This window comes from Cryobacterium sp. SO2, from assembly GCF_026151165.2.
Lineage (GTDB): Bacteria > Actinomycetota > Actinomycetes > Actinomycetales > Microbacteriaceae > Cryobacterium.
Map to the genome: position 1 here is coordinate 3,181,500 of NZ_CP117849.1, position 21,362 is coordinate 3,202,861.

The window sequence follows — 21,362 nt, forward strand, 5'->3', positions numbered from 1 at the left end:
CCCGCCATGACCCACATCGACAACACCACCCCAGACTTCGTCGCCGACGCCGGCATCACGCGTCACCCGCACACGCTGGCCGATGGCCGCGACCTCATCTACTTCGATGACCCCGACACCACCCTGTCGCCCGAGCGCGCACCCGACCTGCGCGACCTGGGCCCGCGCCCGCCGACCGCGCGCATGCGCCAGGACCCGCTCAGCGGCGAGTGGGTCTCCATCGCCGCAGCCCGGCAGAACCGGGTCTTCCTGCCGCCGGCGCACCTCGACCCGCTCGCGCCGTCCACGCCGGAGAACCCGTCGGAGGTGCCCAGCAACTACGACGTTGCCGTGTTCGAGAACAAGTCGCCCTCGTTCGGGCCGCTGCTCACCGACGACGACGCGCCCACCGGCCTCGACGACCTGCGCACGATCGGTCTGGGGCGCATCCGCACCTCGGTCGGCCGCTGCGAGGTCGTCTGCTTCAGCCCGGCCACCGAAGGTTCATTCGGCAGCCTGTCGGTCACCCGCGCCCGCACCGTGATCGAGGCCTGGGCGGAGCGCACCCACGCGCTCTCCCAGATGCCCGGCATCGAGCAGGTGTTCCCGTTCGAGAACCGCGGCGAGGCCATCGGCGTCACGCTGCACCACCCGCACGGCCAGATCTACTCCTACCCGTATGTCACCCCGCGCACCCAGCGGCTGATCGACTCGATCGAGAGCTACGGCCCCACCCTGTTCGCCGACATCCTGGCCAGCGAGCAGGCCGGCGACCGGGTCATCCTGCGCGGTGAGCACTGGACCGCGTTCGTGCCGTTCGCGGCCCGCTGGCCCGTCGAGGTGCACATGCTGCCGCACCGGCACGTGGCCGACTTCGCCGGCACCACCCTGGCCGAACGCGACGAGCTCGCGGTGTTGTACCGCCGGCTGCTGCGCGGCATCGACCAGCTCTACTCCACGCCCACCCCGTACATCGGCGCCTGGCACCAGGCGCCGGTGCACGCGCACCGCGACACCATCCGGCTGATGCTGCAGCTCACCAGCCCGCGCCGGGCCGAGGACAAACTGAAGTTCCTGGCCGGCTCCGAGGCCGCCATGGGCGCCTGGATCGGCGACGTCACGCCCGAGCAGGCGGCCGACAACATCCGTGCCGCGATCGCACGCTCGGACGCCGCCGACGCGGCCGCAACACCCACCAGCACCACCGGAGAGGCCCACTCGTGAACGACCAGACCCAGAGCACCACGAGCGGATTCCGCGACCGGTTCGACCGCGAGCCCGCCGGCCTGTGGTTCGGCCCCGGCCGGGTCAACCTGATCGGCGAGCACACCGACTACAACGACGGCTTCGTCTTCCCGTTCGCGATCAACCGCCGCGCCGTCGTGGCACTCGCCCTGCGCGACGACCGGATGCTGCGGGTCGCCAGCTCGTTCACCGACGAGGTCGTGGAGATCTCCCTCGACGAGCTCTCCCCCGAGACCGTGTCCGGCTGGTCGGCGTATCCGCTGGGCGTGGCCTGGGCGCTGGGCGAGAAAGGCGCAGATCTGTCGGCAGTGGCCGGCTTCGACGCGTTCATCGACTCCGATGTGCCGATCGGCGCCGGGCTCTCCTCCTCGGCCGCGATCGAGTGCGCCACCGCCGTGGCCCTCGACGAGGTCTGGAACCTCGGCTTCGACAAGCAGGTGCTCGTGCGCGTGGGCCAGCTGGCCGAGAACAAGGTCGTGGGCGCGCCCACCGGCATCCTCGACCAGTCGGCGTCGCTGCTCGGCCAGACCGACTCTGCTGTGTTCCTGGACTGCCGCAGCTTCGAGTCCGAAGTCATCCCGCTCGGTTTCGACGCCGCAGGCCTCGAGCTGCTCGTGATCGACACCAAGGTGAGCCACGCGCACGCCACCGGCGGCTACGCCGACCGGCGCGCCTCCTGCGAGACGGGCGCCGCCCTGATGGGCGTGGGGTCGCTGCGCGACCTCACCGTGGACGACCTGCCCCGGGCCACCGAGGTGCTCGACGACGAGACCTTCCGCCGAGTGCGGCACATCATCACCGAGAACCAGCGGGTGCTCGACACTGTGCGGGTGCTGCGCGACGAGGGCCCCAGCGCCATCGGTTCGCTGCTGGATGCGTCGCACACCTCGATGCGCGACGACTTCGAGATCTCGGTCGCCGAGCTCGACCTCGCGGTTGAGGCGGCCCGCGCGGCCGGCGCCCTCGGCGCCCGCATGACCGGCGGCGGCTTCGGCGGCTCGGCCATCGCGCTCACTCCGCACGCGCTCATCCCCGCCGTGCAGCACGCCGTGGCGGATGCCTTCGCGGCCGCCGGCTACACGGCACCCGACATGTTCGTGGTGCGTGCCGCGGCCGGGGCGGCCCGCCTCTCCTAAGGGTTCCGGCGTCCGGTGAGTTGCGGACTTCCGGCCTTCGTTCCCACAACGAAGGCGGGATCTCCGCAACTCAACGCGCGGATGGGTCGACCTCAGGGACCACCGGAGACGCCGTTCCGCCGGTGAGGCGCAGGAGCTCGGCGAACGAGGTCGGGAACACCGTGTGGGCGTGGCCGGCAGCGGCCCAGACCACGGGGTAGCCCGCGAGGTCCTCATCGACCAGCGTGCGAATCGGTGCCGGATGCCCGAGAGGTGCGACCCCGCCGATCACCTGCCCAGTGGCCTCCTTGACGAGGTCTTTGGAGGCACGCCCGATGGTGCCGCCAAGCCGCTCCCCTAGCCAGGCCGTGTCCACCCGGTGTGCGCCGGAGGTGAGCACCAGCAGCGGGGTGCCGTCGAGGGTGAAGACCAGCGAGTTCGCAATCGCGCCCACCTCGATGCCCAGGGCAGCCGCAGCCGCGACCGCGGTCGTGGCAGCATCGTCGAACCAGCGGATCTCGGGGTCGAGCCCCTGCGCGTTCAGTGCACGCCGCACTCTGTCGACGGCCGGATGCGCGGTGTTCACCATCCCCAAATCCTAGAGCCCGCGAACCGTGAGTTGGGCCCCGAAACCGCGACCTTTTTTGGGGCTCAGGTCACGGCTCGCGAGACGCGGATGCGTAGGGTGGACCCATGACCGCCGACAGCGCTGCCCGCCTCATCGTCCTGCCCGACCGACCGGGGCCGCAGGTGGCCGAGACTGCGTTCGTCGCCGCCGGCGCCGTGCTGGTGGGCAACGTGAGCCTCGCCGAACATGCGAGCGTCTGGTACAACGCGGTCCTGCGCGCCGAGGCCGAGCCCATCCGCATCGGCGCCGGCTCGAACCTGCAGGACAATGTCTCCTGCCACGTCGACGACGGTTTCCCGCTGATCGTCGGCCGCGATGTGTCGGTGGGCCACGGCGCGGTGCTGCACGGCTGCACGGTCGAGGACGGTGCGCTGATCGGCATGGCCGCCACGGTGCTCAACGGGGCCGTGATCGGCGCCGGGTCACTCGTGGCCGCCGGTGCCGTGGTGCTCGAGGGCACCATCGTGCCGCCGGGCTCCCTCGTGGCCGGCGTGCCGGCCAAGGTGCGCCGGGAGCTCACGCCCGCGGAGATCGACGGCATCCGCCACAACGCCGAAGCGTATCTGGGTCACGCGGCCCTACACCGCCTCGCGACCCGTGAGTAAAGCCCCGAAACCCTCGGGTTTTCGGGGCCGAACTCACGGCTCGCGGAACGAGGACTAGGGCTTGAGGAGGCGCTCGGAGGCCTTGACCACGTTGGCCAGCAGCATCGCACGCGTCATCGGGCCCACGCCGCGCGGGTTCGGGGACAGGTATCCGGCCACGGCGGCGACGTCGGGGTGCACGTCGCCGGTGAGAACGCCCTTGCCGGTCTCCGGGTTCTGCACCCGGGTGATGCCCACGTCGAGCACGGCGGCGCCGGGCTTGATCCAGTCGGCCTGCACCAAGTGCGGCACGCCAACGGCGGCCACGACGATGTCGGCACGGCGCACCTCGGCGGCCAGGTCGACGGTGCGGGAGTGGGTGAGGGTGACAGTGGCGTCCAGGCCCTTACGGGTGAAGAGCAGGCCCAGCGGACGGCCCACAGTGAGGCCGCGGCCGATGACCACCACGTTCTTGCCGGCGATCGGCACGTCGTAGCGGCGCAGGAGCTCCACGATGCCGGCCGGGGTGCAGGGCAGCGGCGAGGTGAGTTCACCCTCGATGCCGAGCACCAGGCGGCCCAGGTTGGTGGGGTGCAGGCCGTCGGCGTCCTTGGCCGGGTCCATCAGCTCGAGCATGGCGTTCTCGTTGTGCCCAACGGGCAGCGGCAGCTGGATGATGTAGCCGGTGACCTCGCGGGCGGCGTTGAGGTCGGCAATCGCGGCGCGCACATCCGCCGTGGTGGCGGAGCCGGGCAGGTCGATACGGATCGACTCGATGCCCACCTCGGCGCAGTCGCGGTGTTTGCCGGCCACGTAGGACAACGAGCCCGGGTCGGCGCCGACGAGCAGGGTGCCGAGCCCGGGCACGATGCCTTGCGCAGCCAGCGCGCGCACGCGCTCGGTGAGTTCGAGCTTGACCTGGGTCGCGGTCGCGACGCCGTCGAGGGTGAGTGCGGTCATGCGAAATCCGATCTGTTGGTTATCTGCGCGCACGCCCCAGCCTGGGGCCACGCGCCAATCTGGCGAGCCAGCGCCGGGCCCGAGAACGGGGGCGGCGCGACACTGCCGGGTGCGGGTGGTGACGGATGCGTGCACGCGCGTGCTCAGCATCCGCCACCACCCGGCAGGCCTACTGGGAGAGGCCGGGGTACAGCGGGAACGCGTCGGTGAGGCCCTTGACCCGGGCGCGGAGCGCGGGGATGTCGGCGCCGGGCTTGAGGGCCTCGGCGATGACGTCGGACACGACGGTGAACTCGGCGTCGCCGAAGCCGCGGGTGGCCAGGGCCGGCGTGCCGATGCGGAGGCCCGAGGTGACCATCGGCGGGCGCGGGTCGAACGGCACCGAGTTGCGGTTGACGGTGATGCCCACCTCGTGCAGGGCATCTTCGGCCTGCTGGCCGTTGATCTCGGAGTTACGGAGGTCGGCGAGCACGAGGTGCACGTCGGTGCCGCCGGTGAGCACGTCGATGCCCGCGGCACGCGAGTCGTCGGCGGTGAGCCGGTCGGCGAGGATGCGGGCGCCGCGCAGGGTGCGCTCCTGCCGCTCCTTGAACTCGGGCAGCGCTGCGAGCTTGAACGCGGTGGCCTTGGCGGCGATCACGTGCATGAGCGGGCCGCCCTGCTGGCCGGGGAAGACGTTGGAGTTGAGCTTCTTCGCCAGCGCGGTGTCGCGGGAGAGGATGAAGCCCGAGCGCGGGCCGGCGAGGGTCTTGTGCACGGTGCTGGAGACGACGTCGGCGTAGGGCACCGGCGACGGGTGCAGACCGGCGGCGACGAGGCCGGCGAAGTGGGCCATGTCGACCCAGAGCTTGGCGCCGACCTCGTCGGCGATGGCGCGGAAGGCGGCGAAGTCGAGCTGGCGGGGGTAGGCCGACCAGCCGGCGATGATGACCTGCGGCTTGTGCTCGAGGGCCTTGTCGCGCACCACGTCCATGTCGACGCGGAAGGTCTCCGGGTCGACGCCGTAGGCGACCGGGTTGTAGAGCTTGCCGGAGAAGTTGAGCTTCATGCCGTGGGTGAGGTGGCCGCCGTGCGCCAGCTCCAGGCCCAGGATGGTGTCGCCGGGGGTGGCGATGGCGGAGAGCACCGCGGCGTTGGCGGTGGCGCCGGAGTGCGGCTGCACGTTCGCGTACTCGGCGCCGAACAGGCTCTTGGCCCGGTCGATGGCGAGCTGCTCTGCCACGTCGACGTACTCGCAGCCGCCGTAGTAGCGGCGGCCCGGGTAGCCCTCTGCGTACTTGTTGGTGAGCACCGAACCCTGCGACTGCAGGATGGCGCGGGGCACGAAGTTCTCGCTGGCGATCATCTCGAGGTAGTCGCGCTGGCGTCCGAGCTCGAGTTCGAGGATCGCGGCGATCTCGGGGTCGACGACCTCGAGCGGCTCGTTGAAGGTGGAGGGTACGGAACTAGTGAGCACAGTGTCGGACACGGGAAAACTCCTCATACATATTGATGGATGTGTCGTGGCCCAGGCGTGCGGCCACTCACCGTGTCAGTCGCTCCCCGATGGTGACCCATCTTTCGTGCTACGCCAGTTGCGACTCGGCAATACTATCAGCCGCGTGCGTCCCGCAGCTCGTCGAGCACCAGTAAATCCGGGCGCAGGTGGTCGGTCTGGTAGGCGGCGCGGGCCACCAGGTGCGCCGCCATCGGCGCGGTGAGCGACTGGAACAGCACGATCGCGACGACGAGGGTGACGGTGCCGACACTGAAGTTCGTCACCGCGATGTCGAGGGTGACGGCCATCAGGCCGAGGATCTGGGGCTTGGTGGCGGAGTGCAGCCGGGTGAGCACATCGGGGAAGCGGAGCAGGCCCACGCCGGCCGCGAGGCACATCAGGGCGGCGAGCAGCACCAGCACGGCGGTGACCACGTCGCTCCACGGGGCGCTCATGCCCGGTCCCGTCCGGGCAGGAATCGGGCCACGCTGAGTGAGCCGAGCACCGCGAAAAGGGCCAGGACGAGCAGCACCGGCAGGTTGTCGGTGTGCCGGTTGAACGCCATCTCGGCGCCGAGGGCGCAGATGATGGTGGCCACGAGCACGTCGGAGGCGATGACCCGGTCGAGCACGCTCGGCCCCCGGATGATGCGGTAGATGGCGGCGAGGGCGCCGACGCCGAACATGATTCCGGCGACGACGGCGACGATATCCATGGGGGTCATGTGTGGGCTCCGTTCTCGGAATCGGAAGAATCGACCGGATGCGTCAGGTCGGGGCGGCTGTGCGGGCCGGGTGAACCCGGCGCATCGTCGGTGCTGTTCTCTGCACCCTGCACCCGGCAGACCCGTTCCACGTCTTCGGCCGAGCCGAAGGCCATCACGATTCGCCGCTCGGTGGCGAGCACTCGAGCACGGAAGCCGTCGGCGTCGGAGGCCGAGCGCATGTTGATGACGTGCAGGTAGAGCGTGGAATCCACCCGTTCGATGTCGACGACGATGGAACCGGGCACGATGGAGGTGGCCACGGCGGTCCAGGTGAGGATGAGGTCGCTGCGGGTGCGCAGGTGCACCGCGACGATGGCGTTGCTCGGCCGGTAGCCGGGGCCGAGGGCTAGCCAGGACACGTCGACGGACGCACGCACGATGTCGAAGAACAGTTTGCCGAACAGCCAGGCGCTGCGCCACAGGTTGATCCGGCCGCTCAGCTGCACCGCCGGCAGGTAGAACACCACGGACACGATCGCCGCGAACACGGCCCCGGTCACCAGGTTGAGCCAGGAGAATTTGCCCCAGAGCAGCGCCCAGAGCAGTACCAGGCCGAGGAACAGCGGCAACTGGCTGACGACGCCGCCGAGGCGTTCCTTCACGCTGCTCACGGGGTGCCCGCCGGGAATACGGCGTCGATGTACGTCGACGGTTCCACGATGTTCGCCGCGGCGCGGGCGGCCAGGTCGAACGCCGGGCCGGCGAACACCGTGAGGCTCACGGTGAGGGCCAGCATGGTCGCGGTCGCCGTGGTCATCAGCGCCGACGTGGTCTTGGTGGTGACGGTGCCCTCGTCGTGTGGGTCGTCCTGCAGGGCGTTGAGCATGGCGGAGTCGTAGTTCTCGACATCGCGCCGGGGCCGCCAGAACGCCATGTTCCAGGCCCGGGCCAGGGCGTAGAGGGTGAGCAGCGAGGTGGCCGCTCCCCCGGCCAGGAGCACGTAGCTCAGCGCGCCGCCCACCTGCACGCCCGCGTCGAACAGGGCGACCTTGCCGAGGAACCCGGAGAACGGCGGGATGCCGCCGAGGTTGAGCGCTCCGATGAAGAACAGGATGGCCACCAGCGGCGCGGCCTTGAGCATCCCGCCCAACCGGGCCAGCGAGGTGGTGCCGCCGATGCGCTCGATCAGCCCGGCGCAGAGGAACAGGGTGGTCTGGATCATGATGTGGTGCACCACGTAGAAGATGGTGGCCGCGATCGCCGCCTCGGTGCCGAGGGCGATGCCGAAGATCATGTAGCCGATGTGGCTGACCAGGGTGAACGACAACAGCCGTTTGATGTCGGCCTGGGCCAGCGCGCCGAGGATGCCCACCAGCATGGTGAGCAGCGCCACGATCATCAGCGGCACCGAGAGCCGGTTGTCGGGGAAGAGCAGCGTCTGGGTGCGCAGGATCGCGTAGACGCCGACCTTGGTGAGCAGGCCGGCGAACACCGCCGTGACCGGCGCCGGCGCGGTGGGGTAGGAGTCCGGCAGCCAGAACGACAGTGGGAACACCGCCGCCTTGACGCTGAACGCGATCAACAGCATCAGCCCGAGGATCAGCTGCACGTCACCGGGCAGTGCCGGGATGCGCTCGGCCAGCAATGCCAGCGTGACGGTGCCGGTGGCGCCGTAGATCAGCGCGATGGCGGAGAGGAACAGGATCGAGGAGACCAGGCTGACGACGATGTAGGTGACGCCGGCTCGGATGCGTGCGCCGGTGCCGCCGAGGGTGAGCAGCACGTAGCTGGCCGAGAGCAGCATCTCGAAACCCACGTACATGTTGAACAGGTCGCCCGCGATGAACGCGTTGAACAGCCCGGCGGCCAGCACCAGGTAGGTGGGGTGGAAGATCGACACCGGGGTCTCCCGGTCGCCCTCGACGATGCCCTGGCCGACGGCGAAGAGCAGCACGCCGAGCAGCATCAGCGCCGACACTATGAGCATGATCGCCGACAGCCTGTCGACGACGAGCACGATGCCCCACGGCGCCTGCCAGTCGCCGACGTGCACGACGGCAGGGCCCTGCTGGTCGACGAGCACCAGCAGGATGGCGCTGATCACGACTATCGCGGTGAGCGAGAGCACGCTCACCATCACCTGGTAGCGCGACCGGCGGCCGAGCGCGAGGGCGAGCGCCGCACCGAGCAGCGGGATGGCGACCACGAGGGGCACGAGGACGTTCATCGGGGGCCGCCCTCCCGGTCGGTGGTCGCGGAGTCGGGGGTCGACGGGTCGCGCTCATCGGAGCGGTCGGTGGCGTCGACGGCTGAGCTGTCGTCGTCGCTGCCGTCCTCGCTGGCATCGAGGGAGGCCTGCACGGCGGCCTCATCGTCGCTGGAGGACCTGAAGGTGATCTCGGAGTCTTCGCTGGTCTCCGCGGCGTGCTCGTCGGTGAGGGTGTCGCCCTCGTCGCCGAGCTGCGCCAGCCACCAGGATCGGTAGATCAGCGCGAGCAGCAGGGCCGTGATACCGAAGTTGATCACGATGGCGGTGAGCATGAGCACTTGCGGCACCGGGTCGACCATGGTGTCGTCCAGGGCCGTGCCGGTGACGATCGGCGAGCTGCCGGGTCGGCCGCTCATGATGAAGATCAGCAGGTTGGTGGCGTTGCCCACCAGAAGGAACCCGATCAGCACCCGGGTGAGGCTGCGCTCGAGCATGATGTAGATGCCCGCGGCGTACATCACGGCCATCACGATCACGAGGGTCAGGGACGCGCTCATCGGTGTCCCCCCGTCGGTGCGCTCTCGGTGTCGCCGGCCGGATCGGCGGGCTGGGTGATCGGTGACGTCTCCGGGCCCATGCCGGCAGCTGGCGCCTCGGCGGGAGTCCACTCCGACGATGCGTCGAAGCCCATGGCGTCGCCGGCATCGCTGGAGGCGTTGCCGATCGGCGGCACCGTGGGGTGGTCGGGGTCGTCGTCGCCGGGTTCGTCGAGTTCGCTCTGCCGGTCGATCTCACTGCCGAGGCTGCGCAGGATGTCCAGGCTCAGGCCGATCACGACGAGGTACACGCCGATGTCGAAGATGCTGGAGGTGCCGAAGGAGAGGTGGCCGAGCACGGGCAGGTCGGCCTCGAAGTAGGCGGACTCGAGCGGGATGCCGGTGATGAAGAGCGAGCCGACGGCGGTGCCGACGGCAAGCACCACGCCGAGGCCGAGGATCTTGCCCGGGTCGATCGGCGCGGCCTCGCCCAGCTCGTACCGGCCGCCGGCCAGGTATCGGGCCACGAGGGCCAGCCCGGCCAGGAGCCCGCCGGCGAAGCCGCCGCCGGGCAGGTTGTGGCCGGCGAAGAGCAGGTAGATCGACACGATGATCGCCGGGTGGAACAGAAGCCGCACGAGCACCTCGATGAGGATCGACCGGTTCTCGGCGGACTGGGTGCGGCCGCCGAGCAGCCAGGACTGCCGGGTGACGGCATGGCCGGCGGAGCTGGCGTGCGGGTCGGCGACAATGCGGCGGCGGTTCTTCGGGGCGCGGCGCTTGCGCGACTCCCGCAGTCTGGGCATCTGCTCGCTGCGGCCGGAGACGAACAGCAGGCTGGCCACACCGGTGGCCACGACGATGAGCACCGAGATCTCACCCATGGTGTCCCAGGCGCGGATGTCGACGAGCATGACGTTGACGATGTTGTTGCCATGGCCCTCCTCGACGGCCAGGCGGGGCAGTTCGGCGGCGATGCTCCGCGCCTGGCGGGCGCCGAGCGAAATGATCGCGATGGTGCCCATCACGAGGCCGACCAGGCCGCCGATGATCGCGCGGCGGCGGCGGTGCATCGGCCGGTTGTGCTGGGCGATACGGCTGGGCAGCCGGCGCAGCACGAGCACGAACACGACGAGGGTGATCGACTCGACGAGGGCCTGGGTGAGCGCCAGGTCGGGGGCGCCGTGGAAGGCGAACAGGGCGACCATGCCGTAGCCGGTGACACCGGCCAGCAGCACCGCGGTCATCCGCTGGCCGACCCTGGCGGCCATCACGGTGGCGATGATCATGACCAGGCCGATGATCACCTGGGCCGGGTAGTCCCAGAGCACGATCGCGTCGGGCCAGGTGCGGTTGACGAAGGAGGCGGCGCCCAGCGCCAGCACGAACACCACGAGGATCGTGGACAGGTATTGCGGCAGGCCGCCCTTCTGGGCGAGGTGGGTGGTGCGGGCGGCGACCCTGTCGATGAACCGCACGGTGTAGCCGTAGCCGTGGCCGGCGTCGACCCAGGCGGGCACCGTGGCCTGCCAGCGGGCCACGCGCTTGCGCTGGGCGAAGATGACCAGGCCCATGGCCACCACCACGATGCTGAGGAACAGCGCCGGCTCGAAGCCGTGCCAGAGCTGCAGGTGCGCGTCGCCCTCGCCGGGGACGGTGTCGGCGTAGACCGCAAGCACCGGGTCGAGCAGGAACACCAGCGGGCCGAGCAGCACTGTGGCGACCGTGAGGATGCCGGGCGCCAGCGCGAAATCCCAGCGGCTGGAGTGCAGGGGCGTGTCGCTGATGGCAGGGCGGGTGCCGAACGCGCCCCAGAAGAACTTGGCGCTGTAGGCGACGGTGAGCACCGAGCCGACCGCGGTTCCGGCCAGGGCGATCCAGCCCCAGCCGTCGCCGGCCAGGCCGGCCTCCAGGAACGCGGTGAACACCGATTCCTTGGCCACGAAACCGAGCAGCGGCGGCAGGCCGGCCATCGACGCGACGGCGATGAGCGCGATCGCGGCGAGCACCGGTTCGCGGCGGCCGAGCCCCGAGAGTTTCCGCCAGTCGCGGGTGCCGGCGCGGTGGTCGATGATGCCCACGACGAGGAACAGGGTGGCCTTGTAGAGCGCATGCGCGAGCAGCAGCAGCACCCCGGCGAGCGCCGCGTCGCGGGTGCCGAAGCCGACGACGACCATGAGGAAACCGAGCTGGCTGACGGTGCCGTAGGCCAGCATCAGCTTGATGTCGTGCTGGCGCAGCGACCGCCAGGCGCCCACGAGCATGGTCCAGACGCCGATGGTGACCAGCACCGGCAGCCAGCCGGGCGAGTCGGCGTAGCCGGGCGCGAAGCGGGCGGTGAGGTAAATGCCGGCCTTCACCATGGCGGCGGCGTGCAGGTAGGCGCTCACCGGGGTGGGCGCGGCCATCGCGGCCGGCAACCAGAAGTGGAAGGGGATCAGCGCCGACTTCGACAGCGCGCCGACCAGGATCAGCAGAACCGCCCAGATCGCGACGGGGCTGTCGGACGGATGCGCGACGATAGTGGCCAGCGAGGTGGTGCCCGCCTCCACGGAGATCATCACGACGCCGATGAGCATCACCAGTCCGCCGAAGGTGGTCACCAGCAGCGCCTGCAGCGCCGCACCGCGGCTCTCCCGCTTCGCGGTGTAGTGCCCGATCAGCAGGTAGGAGAGCACGCTGGTGATCTCCCAGAACATGAACATCACCAGGATGTCGTCGGCGGTGACGAGTCCGTACATGGTGCCGGCGAAGGCGAGCAGCAGGGCGGCGAACCGCCCCAGGCTGGGCTCGTCCGCGTCGAAGTAGCGAGCACAGTAGATCAGCACCAGCGCGCCGACGCCGGTCACGACGAGAGCGAGCAGCCAGGCGAGCGCATCCACCCGGAAGCTCAGGCTGATGCCCAGTTGCGGGATCCAGGGCAGGCTCTGGGTCACCGCGCCACCGGCAGCCACCGTGGCGGTCTGGGTGAGCGTGTACCCGAAGGCCGCTGCGGGCAGCAGGGCGACGACATAGAAAACACGCAACCCGAGCAGTCGGGTGAGCGTGGGGGTGAGGACGGAAACGAGCAGGAAGATCAGGAGGATTGTCGCCATGCGGCCTCCCGGCTCCCTGGAATCAGAGTGTCGTCTCTACGGTCAGAGTGTCGCCACTCAGTCTACAGGAGAGGGTCTTTAGGCCCGAACCGCTCTCTAGCGGTCGACTAGGGTTGCCGCAACCCCCAGAACGGATGCTCCACGTGACCACTCGCACCACCGGGCCTGACCGGCCCGAGAACTCGTCCGCGCAGTCCGGTGCCGCCGTGCACCACACCGGGCACGACGAAACTCCGCTCGAGCGCATCGACGACGCCCTGAGCGTGCACGAGGACCAGGGGCTGCACAAGGGCCTCAAGGCGCGGCACGTGCAGATGATCGCGATCGGCGGCGCCATCGGCACCGGCCTGTTCCTCGGTGCGGGCGGCCGGCTCGCCAGCGCCGGTCCTGCCCTGGTGTTCGTCTATGCCATCTGCGGCTTTTTCGCGTTCCTGATCCTCCGCGCGCTCGGCGAACTGGTGCTGCACCGGCCTACCTCGGGATCCTTCGTGTCGTACGCCCGGGAGTTCTTCGGCGAGAAGACCGCGTTCGTGACCGGCTGGCTGTACTGGCTCAACTGGGTGATGACCGCGATCGTGGACGTCACCGCGGTGGCGCTCTACATGAACTTCTTCGGCAAGTACTGGGCGCCCTTCGGCGACGTGCCGCAGTGGCTGTTCGCTCTGCTGGCCCTCGCCGTGGTGCTCGGCCTCAACCTGCTCTCGGTGAAGGTCTTCGGCGAGCTGGAGTTCTGGTTCGCGCTGATCAAGGTCGTCGCCATCGTGGTGTTCCTGCTGGTGGGCACCTGGATGGTCATCTTCGGCACCCCGGTTGAGGGCGCGACCGTGGGCTTCTCGCTCATCGCCGACAACGGCGGCTGGCTGCCCAACGGCATCATCGCGTCGGTGCTCGTGGTGCAGGGCGTGGTGTTCGCCTACGCCTCGATCGAGCTGATCGGCACCGCCGCCGGCGAGACCGAGAATCCGGAGAAGGTGATGCCCAAGGCGATCAACACCGTCATCGTGCGCATCGCGGTCTTCTACGTCGGCTCGATCCTGCTGCTCTCGCTGTTGTTGCCGTACACGGCATACGAAGCCGGGGTCAGCCCGTTCGTCACCTTCTTCGGCTCCATCGGAGTCGACGGCGTCGATGTGATCATGAACCTGGTGGTGCTCACCGCCGCGCTCTCGTCGCTGAACGCCGGCCTGTATTCCACCGGGCGCATCCTTCGTTCGATGTCGCTGGCCGGGTCTGCGCCCCGCTTCGCCGACAAGGTGAGTCGCAACGGGGTGCCGTTCGGCGGCATCCTGCTCACCGGTGTGGTCACCCTGCTCGGCGTGGGCCTGAACGCGATCGTGCCCGACGAAGCCTTCGAGATCGTGCTGAACATGGCCGCGATCGGCATCATCAGCGCGTGGGGCATGATCGTGCTCTGCCAGCTGCGGCTGCAGGCCTGGGCGAAGGCCGGCATCCTCACCCGGCCGACGTTCCGGATGCCCGGCGCCCCGTACACCGGCTACCTCACCCTGGTCTTCCTCGCCACGGTGCTCGTGCTGATGGCCTTCGACTGGCCCGTCGGCACACTCACCATCAGCTCGCTCGGGCTCATCATCCCGGGGCTGGTCGTGGGCTGGTTCGCCTGCCGCGGCCGCATCCTCGAGATCGCGGCCGCCCGGCCGCCGCTGCCCACCGCGAAGCGCTAGCCGGTCCCCGGCCGGCCCCAACTGTTCCCCGTCCGGACTTCTGCGCCCGGCACGCCAGACGCAGAAGTCCGCTTCGGCAACAGTTGCGGCTGGCGGGCGCGGCGCGGGTCAGGCGCGGCGGCGGCGGATGACCAGGTCGCTGAGCAGCACGAGCGCCAGGGCCAGCAGCAGGATGCCCACGTAGACCAGCGGCACCGTGCCCAGCCCCACCTGGCCCAGCAGGAGGGCGCCGAGGAATGCACCCAGGCCGATGCCCATGTTGAACGCGGTGGTGTACACGGCACTGGCGGTATCGCGGATGCGCACAGAGGCGGTCTGCAGCAACCGGGTCTGCAGCAGCGGCGGGAAGGTGCCGAACGCCAAGCCCCAGACCAGCAGGGCGCCGATCGCGAGCGGCAGGGTGGCGGTGGAGAGGGCCAGCACGGTGACGCTGACGGCGCTCACCGACATCCCGAGCACCAGGCCCAGCTGCGGTCGCTTGCTGAACACAACCCCGCTGATGAACAGGCCGGCGGCACCCGCGATGCCGTAGGCGAAGAGCAACGGCGCCACGGCGTCGCTGCCCACACCCATGTTCTCGCTGAGGAACGGCGCGATGTAGGTGTAGAAGGTGTAGTGCCCGATCATGGTGATCGCCGTGATGACGCAGACCAGCGCGACCGCGGCGATGGTGGGGTCGCGGGGAAGCTTGGCCGGCAGGGTGAGGGTTCCGGTGGCGGTCGTCACGGCGGCCGGACGCCTCGCGCCGTAGTGCTCGACCTTGGGCAGGAACCGCCAGATCACCACGGCGCCGACGAGCATCAGCCCGGCCAGCACCACGAAGGAGAGCCGCCAGCCGAGCAGGTGGCCGAGGAAGGTGCCCAGTGGCACCCCGAAGACGAACGCGAGGGTGCCGCCGGCGATGGTGATCGACACCGCCCTGGCGATCTGGTCCTTGGGCACCAGGTGCGCCGAGTAGGCGCCGACGACGCCCCAGAACAGGCCGTGCGCCAGCCCGCCGATCACCCGGGAGATCACCACGAAGGTGTAGTCGGGGGCGAAAGCCGTGAGCACGTTGCTGAGCGCGAAGACTATGAGCACCATCACGATGAGGCCGTGCCTGGGCATCCGTTTGGTGAGCAGGGCCAGCGGCGTGCTGGTGAGCACGACGGTGAACGCGAACCAGGACACGAGCAGGCCGACGTCGGACTGGCTGACGCCCAGGGAGTCGCTCATCTCCGGCAGCAGGCCGGTGGGCAGCATCTCGGAGGTGACCGAGAGGAAGACGGCGGCAGAGAGGGCGATCAGGCCGATCCAGGGGAACGGACCCGGCGGGGTGGTATCGGGGCGAGGCGCGGCGGTTGACGGCAGCGAGATGGGCGCGGTGAATGACATGGGTGCTGTGGCTCACAGACAGGGGCCCGCTCGCCCGGAGTGCCAGCGGCTGTCACGGCTGGTTGTGCGGGGGTGTTCGAGCGGTGCGCGCCGACGTGCGCGCCCGGGGCCGCGCGAAAATCCGCCGACCAGGGACCAGCCTAGCCGGATACCTGCTCGAGTGAGGGGTATGCCCAGCGCAACCAGCCGATCGGCAGCCCGCTGTGCTCGGCGAGGGCCTGATGGGTGGGCGCCCGCCCGCCTAACCGGCCGCGGAGTTCCTGCAGCCCGGCGACCACCGCGGCCTCCCGGCGCGCCTGCCGCTCGCTGCGCCGCAGCCCGGGTTCCCGTTTGGGCGCGGGGGTCTGGCGGGGATCGGCGGTCTGTTTCCAGTGCACAGACAGCTCAGGCCGCGGCGCTGGCCCCGGCGGCGTACCAGTCGCGGGTGTTTTGCACGTCCACGGCGAGCTGGTCGACGAGGGCCGGGGTGTCGACGAACGCCACCTCGGCGCGCAGGAAGAGGCGCAACTCCACGTTCAGCTCCTGCCCGTACAGGTCGCCGGCGAAGTCCAGCAGGTGGGCTTCGAGCAGCGGATGGCCGGCGTCGCCGTAGTAGGTCGGCCGGGTGCCCACCGAGATCGCGGCCAGCACACCCTCTGCGGGCAGCGCGTCGCCGCGCACGATGCCGGCCCAGATGCCGGAGTGCGCCAGGAGGTCCGGTACCTCGATGTTCGCGGTGGGAAACCCGATCACCCGTCCCCAGGCGTTGCCGTGGATGACGGTTCCGGTGATCGTCGTCGGCCGAGTGTCGGTGGCCCGCAAGCATCCGTCTGTCATGTGTTTCTGCCTTCCACGTCGGGGTCTCGGCAGCGATCCTGCCGACTGCTATCTCAGCATCCGCGAGTTTCGGTCACGAAACCATTTGATTGCCGGTTTGTTGCGCCGGTTTACGCTCCCCGGATCCGGCTCGGGGCGGGGCAAGGCCGCCCACAACGCCGTCGCACACGAGCGGGTGCGGCGGGGCCGGTACTCTGGTGCCATGAACACCAGCTCCTCGATGCCCGCCCACCATCACCACCTGGTCGTCACCCTGGTCTGCCCCGACCAGCCCGGCATCGTGCACGCCGTCAGCGGCGCCATCGTTGAATCCCGCGGCAACATCACCGAGAGCCAACAGTTCTCCAGCGCCGACACCGGTCGCTTCTTCATTCGCCTGCAGGTGGAATCGCCCGCGAACCGGGAGGAGCTGCAGGCCGCTCTCGCCCCGATCATCGAGCGGTACGCGATGGCTTCCGTCATCGACGTCGTCGGCCGCCCGTTGCGCACCCTGGTGCTCGCGTCCACGGCCGGGCACTGCGTGAACGACCTCCTGTTCCGCCAGCGCGGCGGACAGCTGGCCGTCGAGGTTCCCCTGGTGCTCAGCAACCACGGCACCCTGCGCGACCTGGTCGGCTTCTACGGGGTGCCGTTCGAGGCGCTGCCCATCACGGATGCCGCCAGCAAGGCCGCGTTCGAGGCGCGCGTGGTCGAGGCCGTGGAAGAGAACGACATCGAGCTCGTGGTGCTGGCCCGGTACATGCAGATCCTCTCCCCCGAACTCTGCGCCTACCTGGAGGGTCGGGCGATCAACATCCACCACTCCTTCCTGCCCGGCTTCAAGGGCGCCAACCCGTACAAGCAGGCGCATGCCCGCGGTGTGAAGCTCATCGGCGCCACGGCGCACTTCGTCACGAGCGACCTGGACGAAGGCCCGATCATCGAGCAGAACGTGGTGCGTGTCGACCATTCCCGCACACCGGCGGAGCTCGTCGCGATCGGTCAGGACGAGGAGAGCCGCACCCTCACTCAGGCCGTGAAGTGGTTCGCCGAGAACCGGGTGCTGCTCGACGGAGCGCGCACCATCATCTTCAAGTAGCCCGGTCGGTAGGATTGCTGGGTGAACGACACCCGCCCCACCCCTGTCATCGGCGCCAACGACATCCTGCGTTTTGTGCTCGAACTGTTCGCCTTTGTGAGCCTGGCGCTCTGGGGGTTCCTGGCGTGGCCGCTGCCGTGGCCGGGCATCCTGGTGGGCATCCTCGCGCCGGCGTTCGCGATCGTGGTGTGGGCCCTGTTCCGCTCCCCCAAGGCCGTGTTCAGGCTCGACCCGTTCGGCAAGGCGATCGTGGAGATCTTCGTGTTCGGGGCGGCCGCCCTGGCCTGGTGGGACCTCGGCCAGCCGATCGTGGCCGGCGTCTTCGCCGTGATCGCCACGGTCAGCGGCGTCATCTCCGGCCGCAAGGAGATCGGCGCCTGACCCGGCCTTCCTCCCGCCCTCGGAGTGGGCCGGAGGACAGCTCAGCGGTCGAGGGGCTCGGTGACCGGGGGCTGCGCGGCGGGCTTCGCCGGCAGGCCGGCAGGCATCCGGGTGGCGTAGAGCGAGGTGGCCACGAAGAGTAGGCCACCGAGCAGGAACGCAGCCGGGTACGACACCGTGTCGGCGAGCAGGCCGGCCACGAGCGGGCCGACGATGGCGCCGAAGTCGGAGAACATCGAGAAGATCGCCACCGGGCGGCCTCCCGCGGTGCCGGCCACGTCGCCGACGGATGCCGCCGGCGCGGTGCCCATGAACGCCGCGGCAACGCCGTAGACGCAGAGCAGCACCGTGAGCAGCACGATGTTCGGGGCGAACGGGATCGCCGTGATCGTGACCGCCGCCACCAGGAACGCCCCGATGATGGCGGGTTTGCGGCCGACGGTGTCGACGAACCTGGATGCCGGCGCGAGAGCGAGGGCCTGGGCGACGGCGGCGATCGCGAAGGCGATGCCGGTCCAGGAACTCGGGCCCTTGAGAACCTCGACGACCAGCACCGGCACGAGGGCGCCGCGCACCCCGAACGACGACCAGCCCTGCGAGAAGTTCGCCAGGCAGGCGGCGCGGAACCGGCTGTCGCGCAAAACCGTGCGAAGCGGCAGCAACGGGGTCGGGGCGCCCGTCGGGCCGGAGCCCGCACGAATGGCCGGCTGCAGCATCACCAGGCCGATCAGGCCGGCCACGGCGAGGGTGCCGGCGTAGAAGAAGAACGGCGCGGTCAGCGAGATGGTGGCGAGCAGGCCGCCGAGCGCCGGCCCGGCCATGCCGCCGATGAGGAAGCCGCCCTGGTAGAAGCCCACGGCGCGGCCGCGGATGCCCGGAGCGGTGGTGCGTAGCAGCAGCGTCATCGCGGCGACCGAGAACATCGCGGAGCCGATGCCGCCGGCGCCGCGCAGCAGCAACAGCTGCGGGTAGCTGCCGGCGATGCCGACCAGGCCGCTGGAGACGGCGACGATGCCTATGCCCACCGCCAGGACGGTGCGTTCGCCGGCCCAGTCGATGAGCTTGCCGCAGACCGGGCTGGCGATGAAACGCATCAGAGCGAACGCCGACACCACGGCGCCGATCTCCAGGTTGCCCACGCCGAAGCTCTTGACGTAGACCGGCAGCACGGGAACCACCACGCCGAAGCCCACCATGACGAAGAAGGCGATGACTCCGAGAACGTACACGTCCCGGCCGAGCCGCGGTTCGTCGGCCGATCGGAGGCGGGTGGACCCGAACGGGAAACGGAGGCGGCGCATCCCTCCAGAATATGCCGTCTGGGTGGCCGGCCCCGCCGGGCGGCGTCGGCTGCGGGCGCCTCCGTCGGCATCCGGCAACGACGGCTGGGTGTACCCGCTCAGCGGCTGGGCACCGGCTGGGTGGCCGCCGGCACCCGCGCGGCCACACCGCGGGCGCGCACATCGCGGCGCCCGCCGATGGCCCGCAGCGCGTTCAGGATCGTGGCCAGGTCGACGAGCTCCTGCAGCAGGGCGCCGACCGTGGCGGGGATCAGCCCGAACGCGGCGACGAGCATCAGACCGACGCTCAGGGCGATGCCCAGCCAGATGCTCTGCAGGGCGATGCGCACGGTGTCCCGGCCGATGCCCACGGCCCGGGCGGCGCGGGACAGGTCATCGAGCAGGATCACCGCATCCGCCGACTCGCTGGCCGCCGTGGCTCCCTTCGCGCCCATGGCGATGCCCACATCGGCAACCGCCAGCACCGGGGCGTCGTTGACGCCGTCGCCGACCATGATCACCGGGCGTTCCCGGATGGCGCGCACGGCGTCGACCTTGTCGGCGGGCAGGCAGTCGGCGCGCACCCTGGTGATGCCCACAAGCCGGGCGATGTGGTTGGCGGTCGGCCGGGCGTCGCCGGTGAGCATCACCGATTCGTGTACGCCGAGCCGGTCCAGGGCCTGCACGGTGGCGCGGGCGTTGTCGCGCACCTGGTCACCGGCCACGATGCAGCCGGCGTACTGGCCGTCGACGGCGAGGTAGATGGCGAGTTCACCGCCGGCCAGCTCGGCCGGGTAGGCATCCGGGGCGTGCTCGGCCACGAAGGCCAGCTTGCCCACGATCACCTCCTGGGCGCCGAACCGGGCGGTCACACCGTGCGCGGGCACCTCCACGGCCGTCTCGGTGCGCAACAGCGTCAGGTCGCGCATCTCCGCGGCCGTGACGACGGATGCGGCGAGCACGTGCGACGAATACTGCTCGGCCGACGCCGCCAGGGTGAGCAGCTCGTTCTCGGTGTACGGCGGTTCGGGGCAGACCCTGGCGATGGTGGGCGCACCGTAGGTGAGGGTGCCGGTCTTGTCGAAGACCACGGTGCGGGCCCGGGCGAGCATCTCCAACACCCCGCCGCCCTTGACGATGATGCCGTTGCGGGCGGCCCGGCTCATGCCGCCCATGAACGCCACCGGTGCGGCGAGGAGCAGAGGGCACGGCGTGGCGACGACGAGCACCTCGGCGAACCGGACGGGGTCGCCGGAGACGAACCAGGCGATGCCGGCGACGAGCAGTGCCACGACGGTGAACGGCACGGCGTACCGGTCGGCGAGGCGCACGACGGGGGCCTTGCTGGCCGAGGCCTCGGCCACGAGCGCCACGATCTGCTGGAACTGGCTGTCGGCGGCCAGGGCCGTGGCGCGCACCGTTGCGGCCGCCTGGCCGTTGATCGACCCGCTGAGCACCGGGTCGCCGGCGCGACGTTCGACGGGCAGGCTCTCCCCGGTGAGCGACGATTCGTCGAACGCGGCGCTCTCCGAGACCAGGTCGGCGTCGACGGGCACGATCTCCGACGGCCGCACCAGCAGCACGTCCCCGACCTGCACCAGGGTCGCGGGGATGTCCTCCACCTCCGACGAGCCGTCCCGCAGCAGGTGCGCCACCTGCGGGGCCCGGTCGAGCAGTGACGTCAGCTCCCGCTGGGCGCGCCCAGCGGCGTAGTCCTCGAGGGCGGCTCCGCCCGAGAGCATCAGCACGATGAGCAGGGTGGCCACGTACTCGCCCACGAGGATCGTGGCGATGATGGCCATGATCGCCAGCAGGTCGACACCGAACGAGCCCTGGCGCATCCGCTTGACCATGCCGACACCCTGGATGCCGGCCACGACCAGGCCGAGGCCGGAAAACAGCCACTGCACCGCCAGCGGCAGCCCGAGCGCCCAGAGCACCAGGCCGATCAGGCCGATCAGAATGGTTGCCGCCACAACCGGATACCGGCGGAATGCTCCCGTGAGCGTGGACATGGCTCCATTGTCGCCTCGGATGCGCGTGCGCACCAGCAAGGAAAGCCTCCCCTTGTCGGCCCGCCCGAGGCTAACTGTGCCCGGTGCGGCGCCCGCGGCATCCGGCCACGCATCCGGCCAGAACTGTTCCCGAAGCGGACTTCTGCGTCCCGCACACCGGACGCAGAAGTCCGCCCGGGCAACAGGTGGGCGCAGAAAAGGC

At 70.1% G+C, this 21,362-nt stretch carries 20 protein-coding genes and 1 riboswitch; of the genes, 6 read left to right on the forward strand and 14 right to left on the reverse strand.

Annotation, left to right across the window (positions count from 1 at the left end; genetic code table 11):
* Positions 1 to 6 precede the first annotated feature (6 nt).
* A complete protein-coding gene (gene galT / locus BJQ94_RS14990; RefSeq protein ID WP_265401296.1) occupies positions 7 to 1,203 on the forward strand; it encodes a galactose-1-phosphate uridylyltransferase in 1,197 nt (398 codons plus the stop codon).
* Entirely contained in the window at positions 1,200 to 2,360 is a 1,161-nt protein-coding gene (gene galK / locus BJQ94_RS14995) for a galactokinase (RefSeq protein ID WP_265401297.1), read from the forward strand. The genes galT and galK overlap by 4 nt, the downstream gene beginning before the upstream one ends.
* A gap of 70 nt (positions 2,361 to 2,430) precedes the next feature.
* Here the strand turns inward: galK and BJQ94_RS15000 are convergent, their stop codons facing one another.
* Entirely contained in the window at positions 2,431 to 2,928 is a 498-nt protein-coding gene (locus BJQ94_RS15000; RefSeq protein ID WP_265401298.1) for a YbaK/EbsC family protein, read from the reverse strand.
* 104 nt (positions 2,929 to 3,032) lie between these two features.
* On the opposite strand from BJQ94_RS15000, the gene BJQ94_RS15005 reads away from it, so the two are divergent.
* A complete protein-coding gene (locus BJQ94_RS15005; RefSeq protein WP_265401299.1) occupies positions 3,033 to 3,572 on the forward strand; it encodes a gamma carbonic anhydrase family protein in 540 nt (179 codons plus the stop codon).
* Between the two features lie 54 nt (positions 3,573 to 3,626).
* On the opposite strand, the gene BJQ94_RS15010 is transcribed toward BJQ94_RS15005, so the two are convergent.
* From BJQ94_RS15010 to BJQ94_RS15045, 8 genes are all read right to left on the reverse strand, one after another.
* Positions 3,627 to 4,511 carry a bifunctional methylenetetrahydrofolate dehydrogenase/methenyltetrahydrofolate cyclohydrolase gene (locus BJQ94_RS15010; protein WP_265401300.1) on the reverse strand — a complete coding sequence of 295 codons (885 nt, stop codon included), beginning with the start codon at positions 4,509 to 4,511 and terminating at the stop codon, positions 3,627 to 3,629.
* Positions 4,512 to 4,680: 169 nt separating this feature from the next.
* Positions 4,681 to 5,979: a serine hydroxymethyltransferase gene (glyA, locus tag BJQ94_RS15015; protein WP_275875506.1), complete on the reverse strand. Its 1,299-nt coding sequence runs from the start codon at positions 5,977 to 5,979 to the stop codon at positions 4,681 to 4,683.
* A gap of 30 nt (positions 5,980 to 6,009) precedes the next feature.
* Positions 6,010 to 6,099, reverse strand: a riboswitch (ZMP/ZTP riboswitch).
* Between the two features lie 5 nt (positions 6,100 to 6,104).
* Positions 6,105 to 6,443 carry a monovalent cation/H(+) antiporter subunit G gene (gene mnhG, locus BJQ94_RS15020; RefSeq protein ID WP_265401301.1) on the reverse strand — a complete coding sequence of 113 codons (339 nt, stop codon included), beginning with the start codon at positions 6,441 to 6,443 and terminating at the stop codon, positions 6,105 to 6,107.
* Positions 6,440 to 6,712 (reverse strand): monovalent cation/H+ antiporter complex subunit F, encoded by a 273-nt coding sequence (locus BJQ94_RS15025; RefSeq protein ID WP_265401302.1) that lies wholly within the window; start codon positions 6,710 to 6,712, stop codon positions 6,440 to 6,442. The genes mnhG and BJQ94_RS15025 overlap by 4 nt, the downstream gene beginning before the upstream one ends.
* Positions 6,709 to 7,365, reverse strand: a complete 657-nt coding sequence (locus tag BJQ94_RS15030; protein ID WP_265401303.1) for a Na+/H+ antiporter subunit E — start codon at positions 7,363 to 7,365, stop codon at positions 6,709 to 6,711. Before BJQ94_RS15030 ends, BJQ94_RS15025 begins: the two co-directional genes overlap by 4 nt.
* The gene (locus BJQ94_RS15035) at positions 7,362 to 8,921 is read right to left on the reverse strand and encodes a Na+/H+ antiporter subunit D (protein ID WP_265401304.1); all 1,560 of its coding nucleotides are present in this window, start codon (positions 8,919 to 8,921) and stop codon (positions 7,362 to 7,364) included. Before BJQ94_RS15035 ends, BJQ94_RS15030 begins: the two co-directional genes overlap by 4 nt.
* On the reverse strand, positions 8,918 to 9,460 hold the full coding sequence (locus BJQ94_RS15040; protein ID WP_265401305.1) for an NADH-quinone oxidoreductase subunit K: 543 nt from the start codon (positions 9,458 to 9,460) through the stop codon (positions 8,918 to 8,920). The genes BJQ94_RS15035 and BJQ94_RS15040 overlap by 4 nt, the downstream gene beginning before the upstream one ends.
* Positions 9,457 to 12,534: a Na+/H+ antiporter subunit A gene (locus BJQ94_RS15045; RefSeq protein WP_265401306.1), complete on the reverse strand. Its 3,078-nt coding sequence runs from the start codon at positions 12,532 to 12,534 to the stop codon at positions 9,457 to 9,459. Before BJQ94_RS15045 ends, BJQ94_RS15040 begins: the two co-directional genes overlap by 4 nt.
* A gap of 245 nt (positions 12,535 to 12,779) precedes the next feature.
* Between BJQ94_RS15045 and BJQ94_RS15050 the strand changes: the two genes are divergently transcribed.
* Complete coding sequence (locus BJQ94_RS15050) at positions 12,780 to 14,216, forward strand: amino acid permease (RefSeq protein ID WP_265401361.1); 1,437 nt, start codon at positions 12,780 to 12,782, stop codon at positions 14,214 to 14,216.
* 108 nt (positions 14,217 to 14,324) lie between these two features.
* Here BJQ94_RS15050 and BJQ94_RS15055 read toward each other — a convergent pair whose 3' ends face one another.
* From BJQ94_RS15055 to BJQ94_RS15065, 3 genes are all read right to left on the reverse strand, one after another.
* Complete coding sequence (locus tag BJQ94_RS15055) at positions 14,325 to 15,590, reverse strand: MFS transporter (RefSeq protein WP_265401307.1); 1,266 nt, start codon at positions 15,588 to 15,590, stop codon at positions 14,325 to 14,327.
* Between the two features lie 140 nt (positions 15,591 to 15,730).
* Positions 15,731 to 15,967 carry a hypothetical protein gene (locus tag BJQ94_RS15060; protein WP_265401308.1) on the reverse strand — a complete coding sequence of 79 codons (237 nt, stop codon included), beginning with the start codon at positions 15,965 to 15,967 and terminating at the stop codon, positions 15,731 to 15,733.
* A 7-nt stretch (positions 15,968 to 15,974) separates the two neighbouring features.
* Positions 15,975 to 16,406, reverse strand: coding sequence for a riboflavin kinase (locus BJQ94_RS15065; RefSeq protein WP_265401309.1), 432 nt, complete (start codon positions 16,404 to 16,406; stop codon positions 15,975 to 15,977).
* 220 nt (positions 16,407 to 16,626) lie between these two features.
* On the opposite strand from BJQ94_RS15065, the gene purU reads away from it, so the two are divergent.
* On the forward strand, positions 16,627 to 17,484 hold the full coding sequence (gene purU / locus BJQ94_RS15070) for a formyltetrahydrofolate deformylase (RefSeq protein ID WP_265401362.1): 858 nt from the start codon (positions 16,627 to 16,629) through the stop codon (positions 17,482 to 17,484).
* Between the two features lie 21 nt (positions 17,485 to 17,505).
* On the forward strand, positions 17,506 to 17,865 hold the full coding sequence (locus BJQ94_RS15075) for a YrdB family protein (RefSeq protein WP_265401310.1): 360 nt from the start codon (positions 17,506 to 17,508) through the stop codon (positions 17,863 to 17,865).
* Between the two features lie 41 nt (positions 17,866 to 17,906).
* On the opposite strand, the gene BJQ94_RS15080 is transcribed toward BJQ94_RS15075, so the two are convergent.
* Together BJQ94_RS15080 and BJQ94_RS15085 are read right to left on the reverse strand one after the other, a co-directional pair.
* Positions 17,907 to 19,166, reverse strand: a complete 1,260-nt coding sequence (locus BJQ94_RS15080; protein WP_265401311.1) for an MFS transporter — start codon at positions 19,164 to 19,166, stop codon at positions 17,907 to 17,909.
* A 98-nt stretch (positions 19,167 to 19,264) separates the two neighbouring features.
* Positions 19,265 to 21,160 carry a heavy metal translocating P-type ATPase gene (locus BJQ94_RS15085; protein ID WP_265401312.1) on the reverse strand — a complete coding sequence of 632 codons (1,896 nt, stop codon included), beginning with the start codon at positions 21,158 to 21,160 and terminating at the stop codon, positions 19,265 to 19,267.
* Between the last annotated feature and the right edge of the window lie 202 nt (positions 21,161 to 21,362).

What these genes read in the sequence shown, in the direction of transcription:
- galT (WP_265401296.1), top strand. Translation starts at nt 7, where the DNA reads ATGACCCACATCGACAACACCACCCCAGACTTCGTCGCCGACGCCGGC.
- BJQ94_RS15000 (WP_265401298.1), bottom strand. Translation starts at nt 2,928, where the DNA reads ATGGTGAACACCGCGCATCCGGCCGTCGACAGAGTGCGGCGTGCACTG.
- BJQ94_RS15005 (WP_265401299.1), top strand. Translation starts at nt 3,033, where the DNA reads ATGACCGCCGACAGCGCTGCCCGCCTCATCGTCCTGCCCGACCGACCG.
- BJQ94_RS15010 (WP_265401300.1), bottom strand. Translation starts at nt 4,511, where the DNA reads ATGACCGCACTCACCCTCGACGGCGTCGCGACCGCGACCCAGGTCAAG.
- mnhG (WP_265401301.1), bottom strand. Translation starts at nt 6,443, where the DNA reads ATGAGCGCCCCGTGGAGCGACGTGGTCACCGCCGTGCTGGTGCTGCTC.
- BJQ94_RS15025 (WP_265401302.1), bottom strand. Translation starts at nt 6,712, where the DNA reads ATGACCCCCATGGATATCGTCGCCGTCGTCGCCGGAATCATGTTCGGC.
- BJQ94_RS15035 (WP_265401304.1), bottom strand. Translation starts at nt 8,921, where the DNA reads ATGAACGTCCTCGTGCCCCTCGTGGTCGCCATCCCGCTGCTCGGTGCG.
- BJQ94_RS15040 (WP_265401305.1), bottom strand. Translation starts at nt 9,460, where the DNA reads ATGAGCGCGTCCCTGACCCTCGTGATCGTGATGGCCGTGATGTACGCC.
- BJQ94_RS15045 (WP_265401306.1), bottom strand. Translation starts at nt 12,534, where the DNA reads ATGGCGACAATCCTCCTGATCTTCCTGCTCGTTTCCGTCCTCACCCCC.
- BJQ94_RS15055 (WP_265401307.1), bottom strand. Translation starts at nt 15,590, where the DNA reads ATGTCATTCACCGCGCCCATCTCGCTGCCGTCAACCGCCGCGCCTCGC.
- BJQ94_RS15065 (WP_265401309.1), bottom strand. Translation starts at nt 16,406, where the DNA reads ATGACAGACGGATGCTTGCGGGCCACCGACACTCGGCCGACGACGATC.
- purU (WP_265401362.1), top strand. Translation starts at nt 16,627, where the DNA reads ATGCCCGCCCACCATCACCACCTGGTCGTCACCCTGGTCTGCCCCGAC.
- BJQ94_RS15080 (WP_265401311.1), bottom strand. Translation starts at nt 19,166, where the DNA reads ATGCGCCGCCTCCGTTTCCCGTTCGGGTCCACCCGCCTCCGATCGGCC.
- BJQ94_RS15085 (WP_265401312.1), bottom strand. Translation starts at nt 21,160, where the DNA reads ATGTCCACGCTCACGGGAGCATTCCGCCGGTATCCGGTTGTGGCGGCA.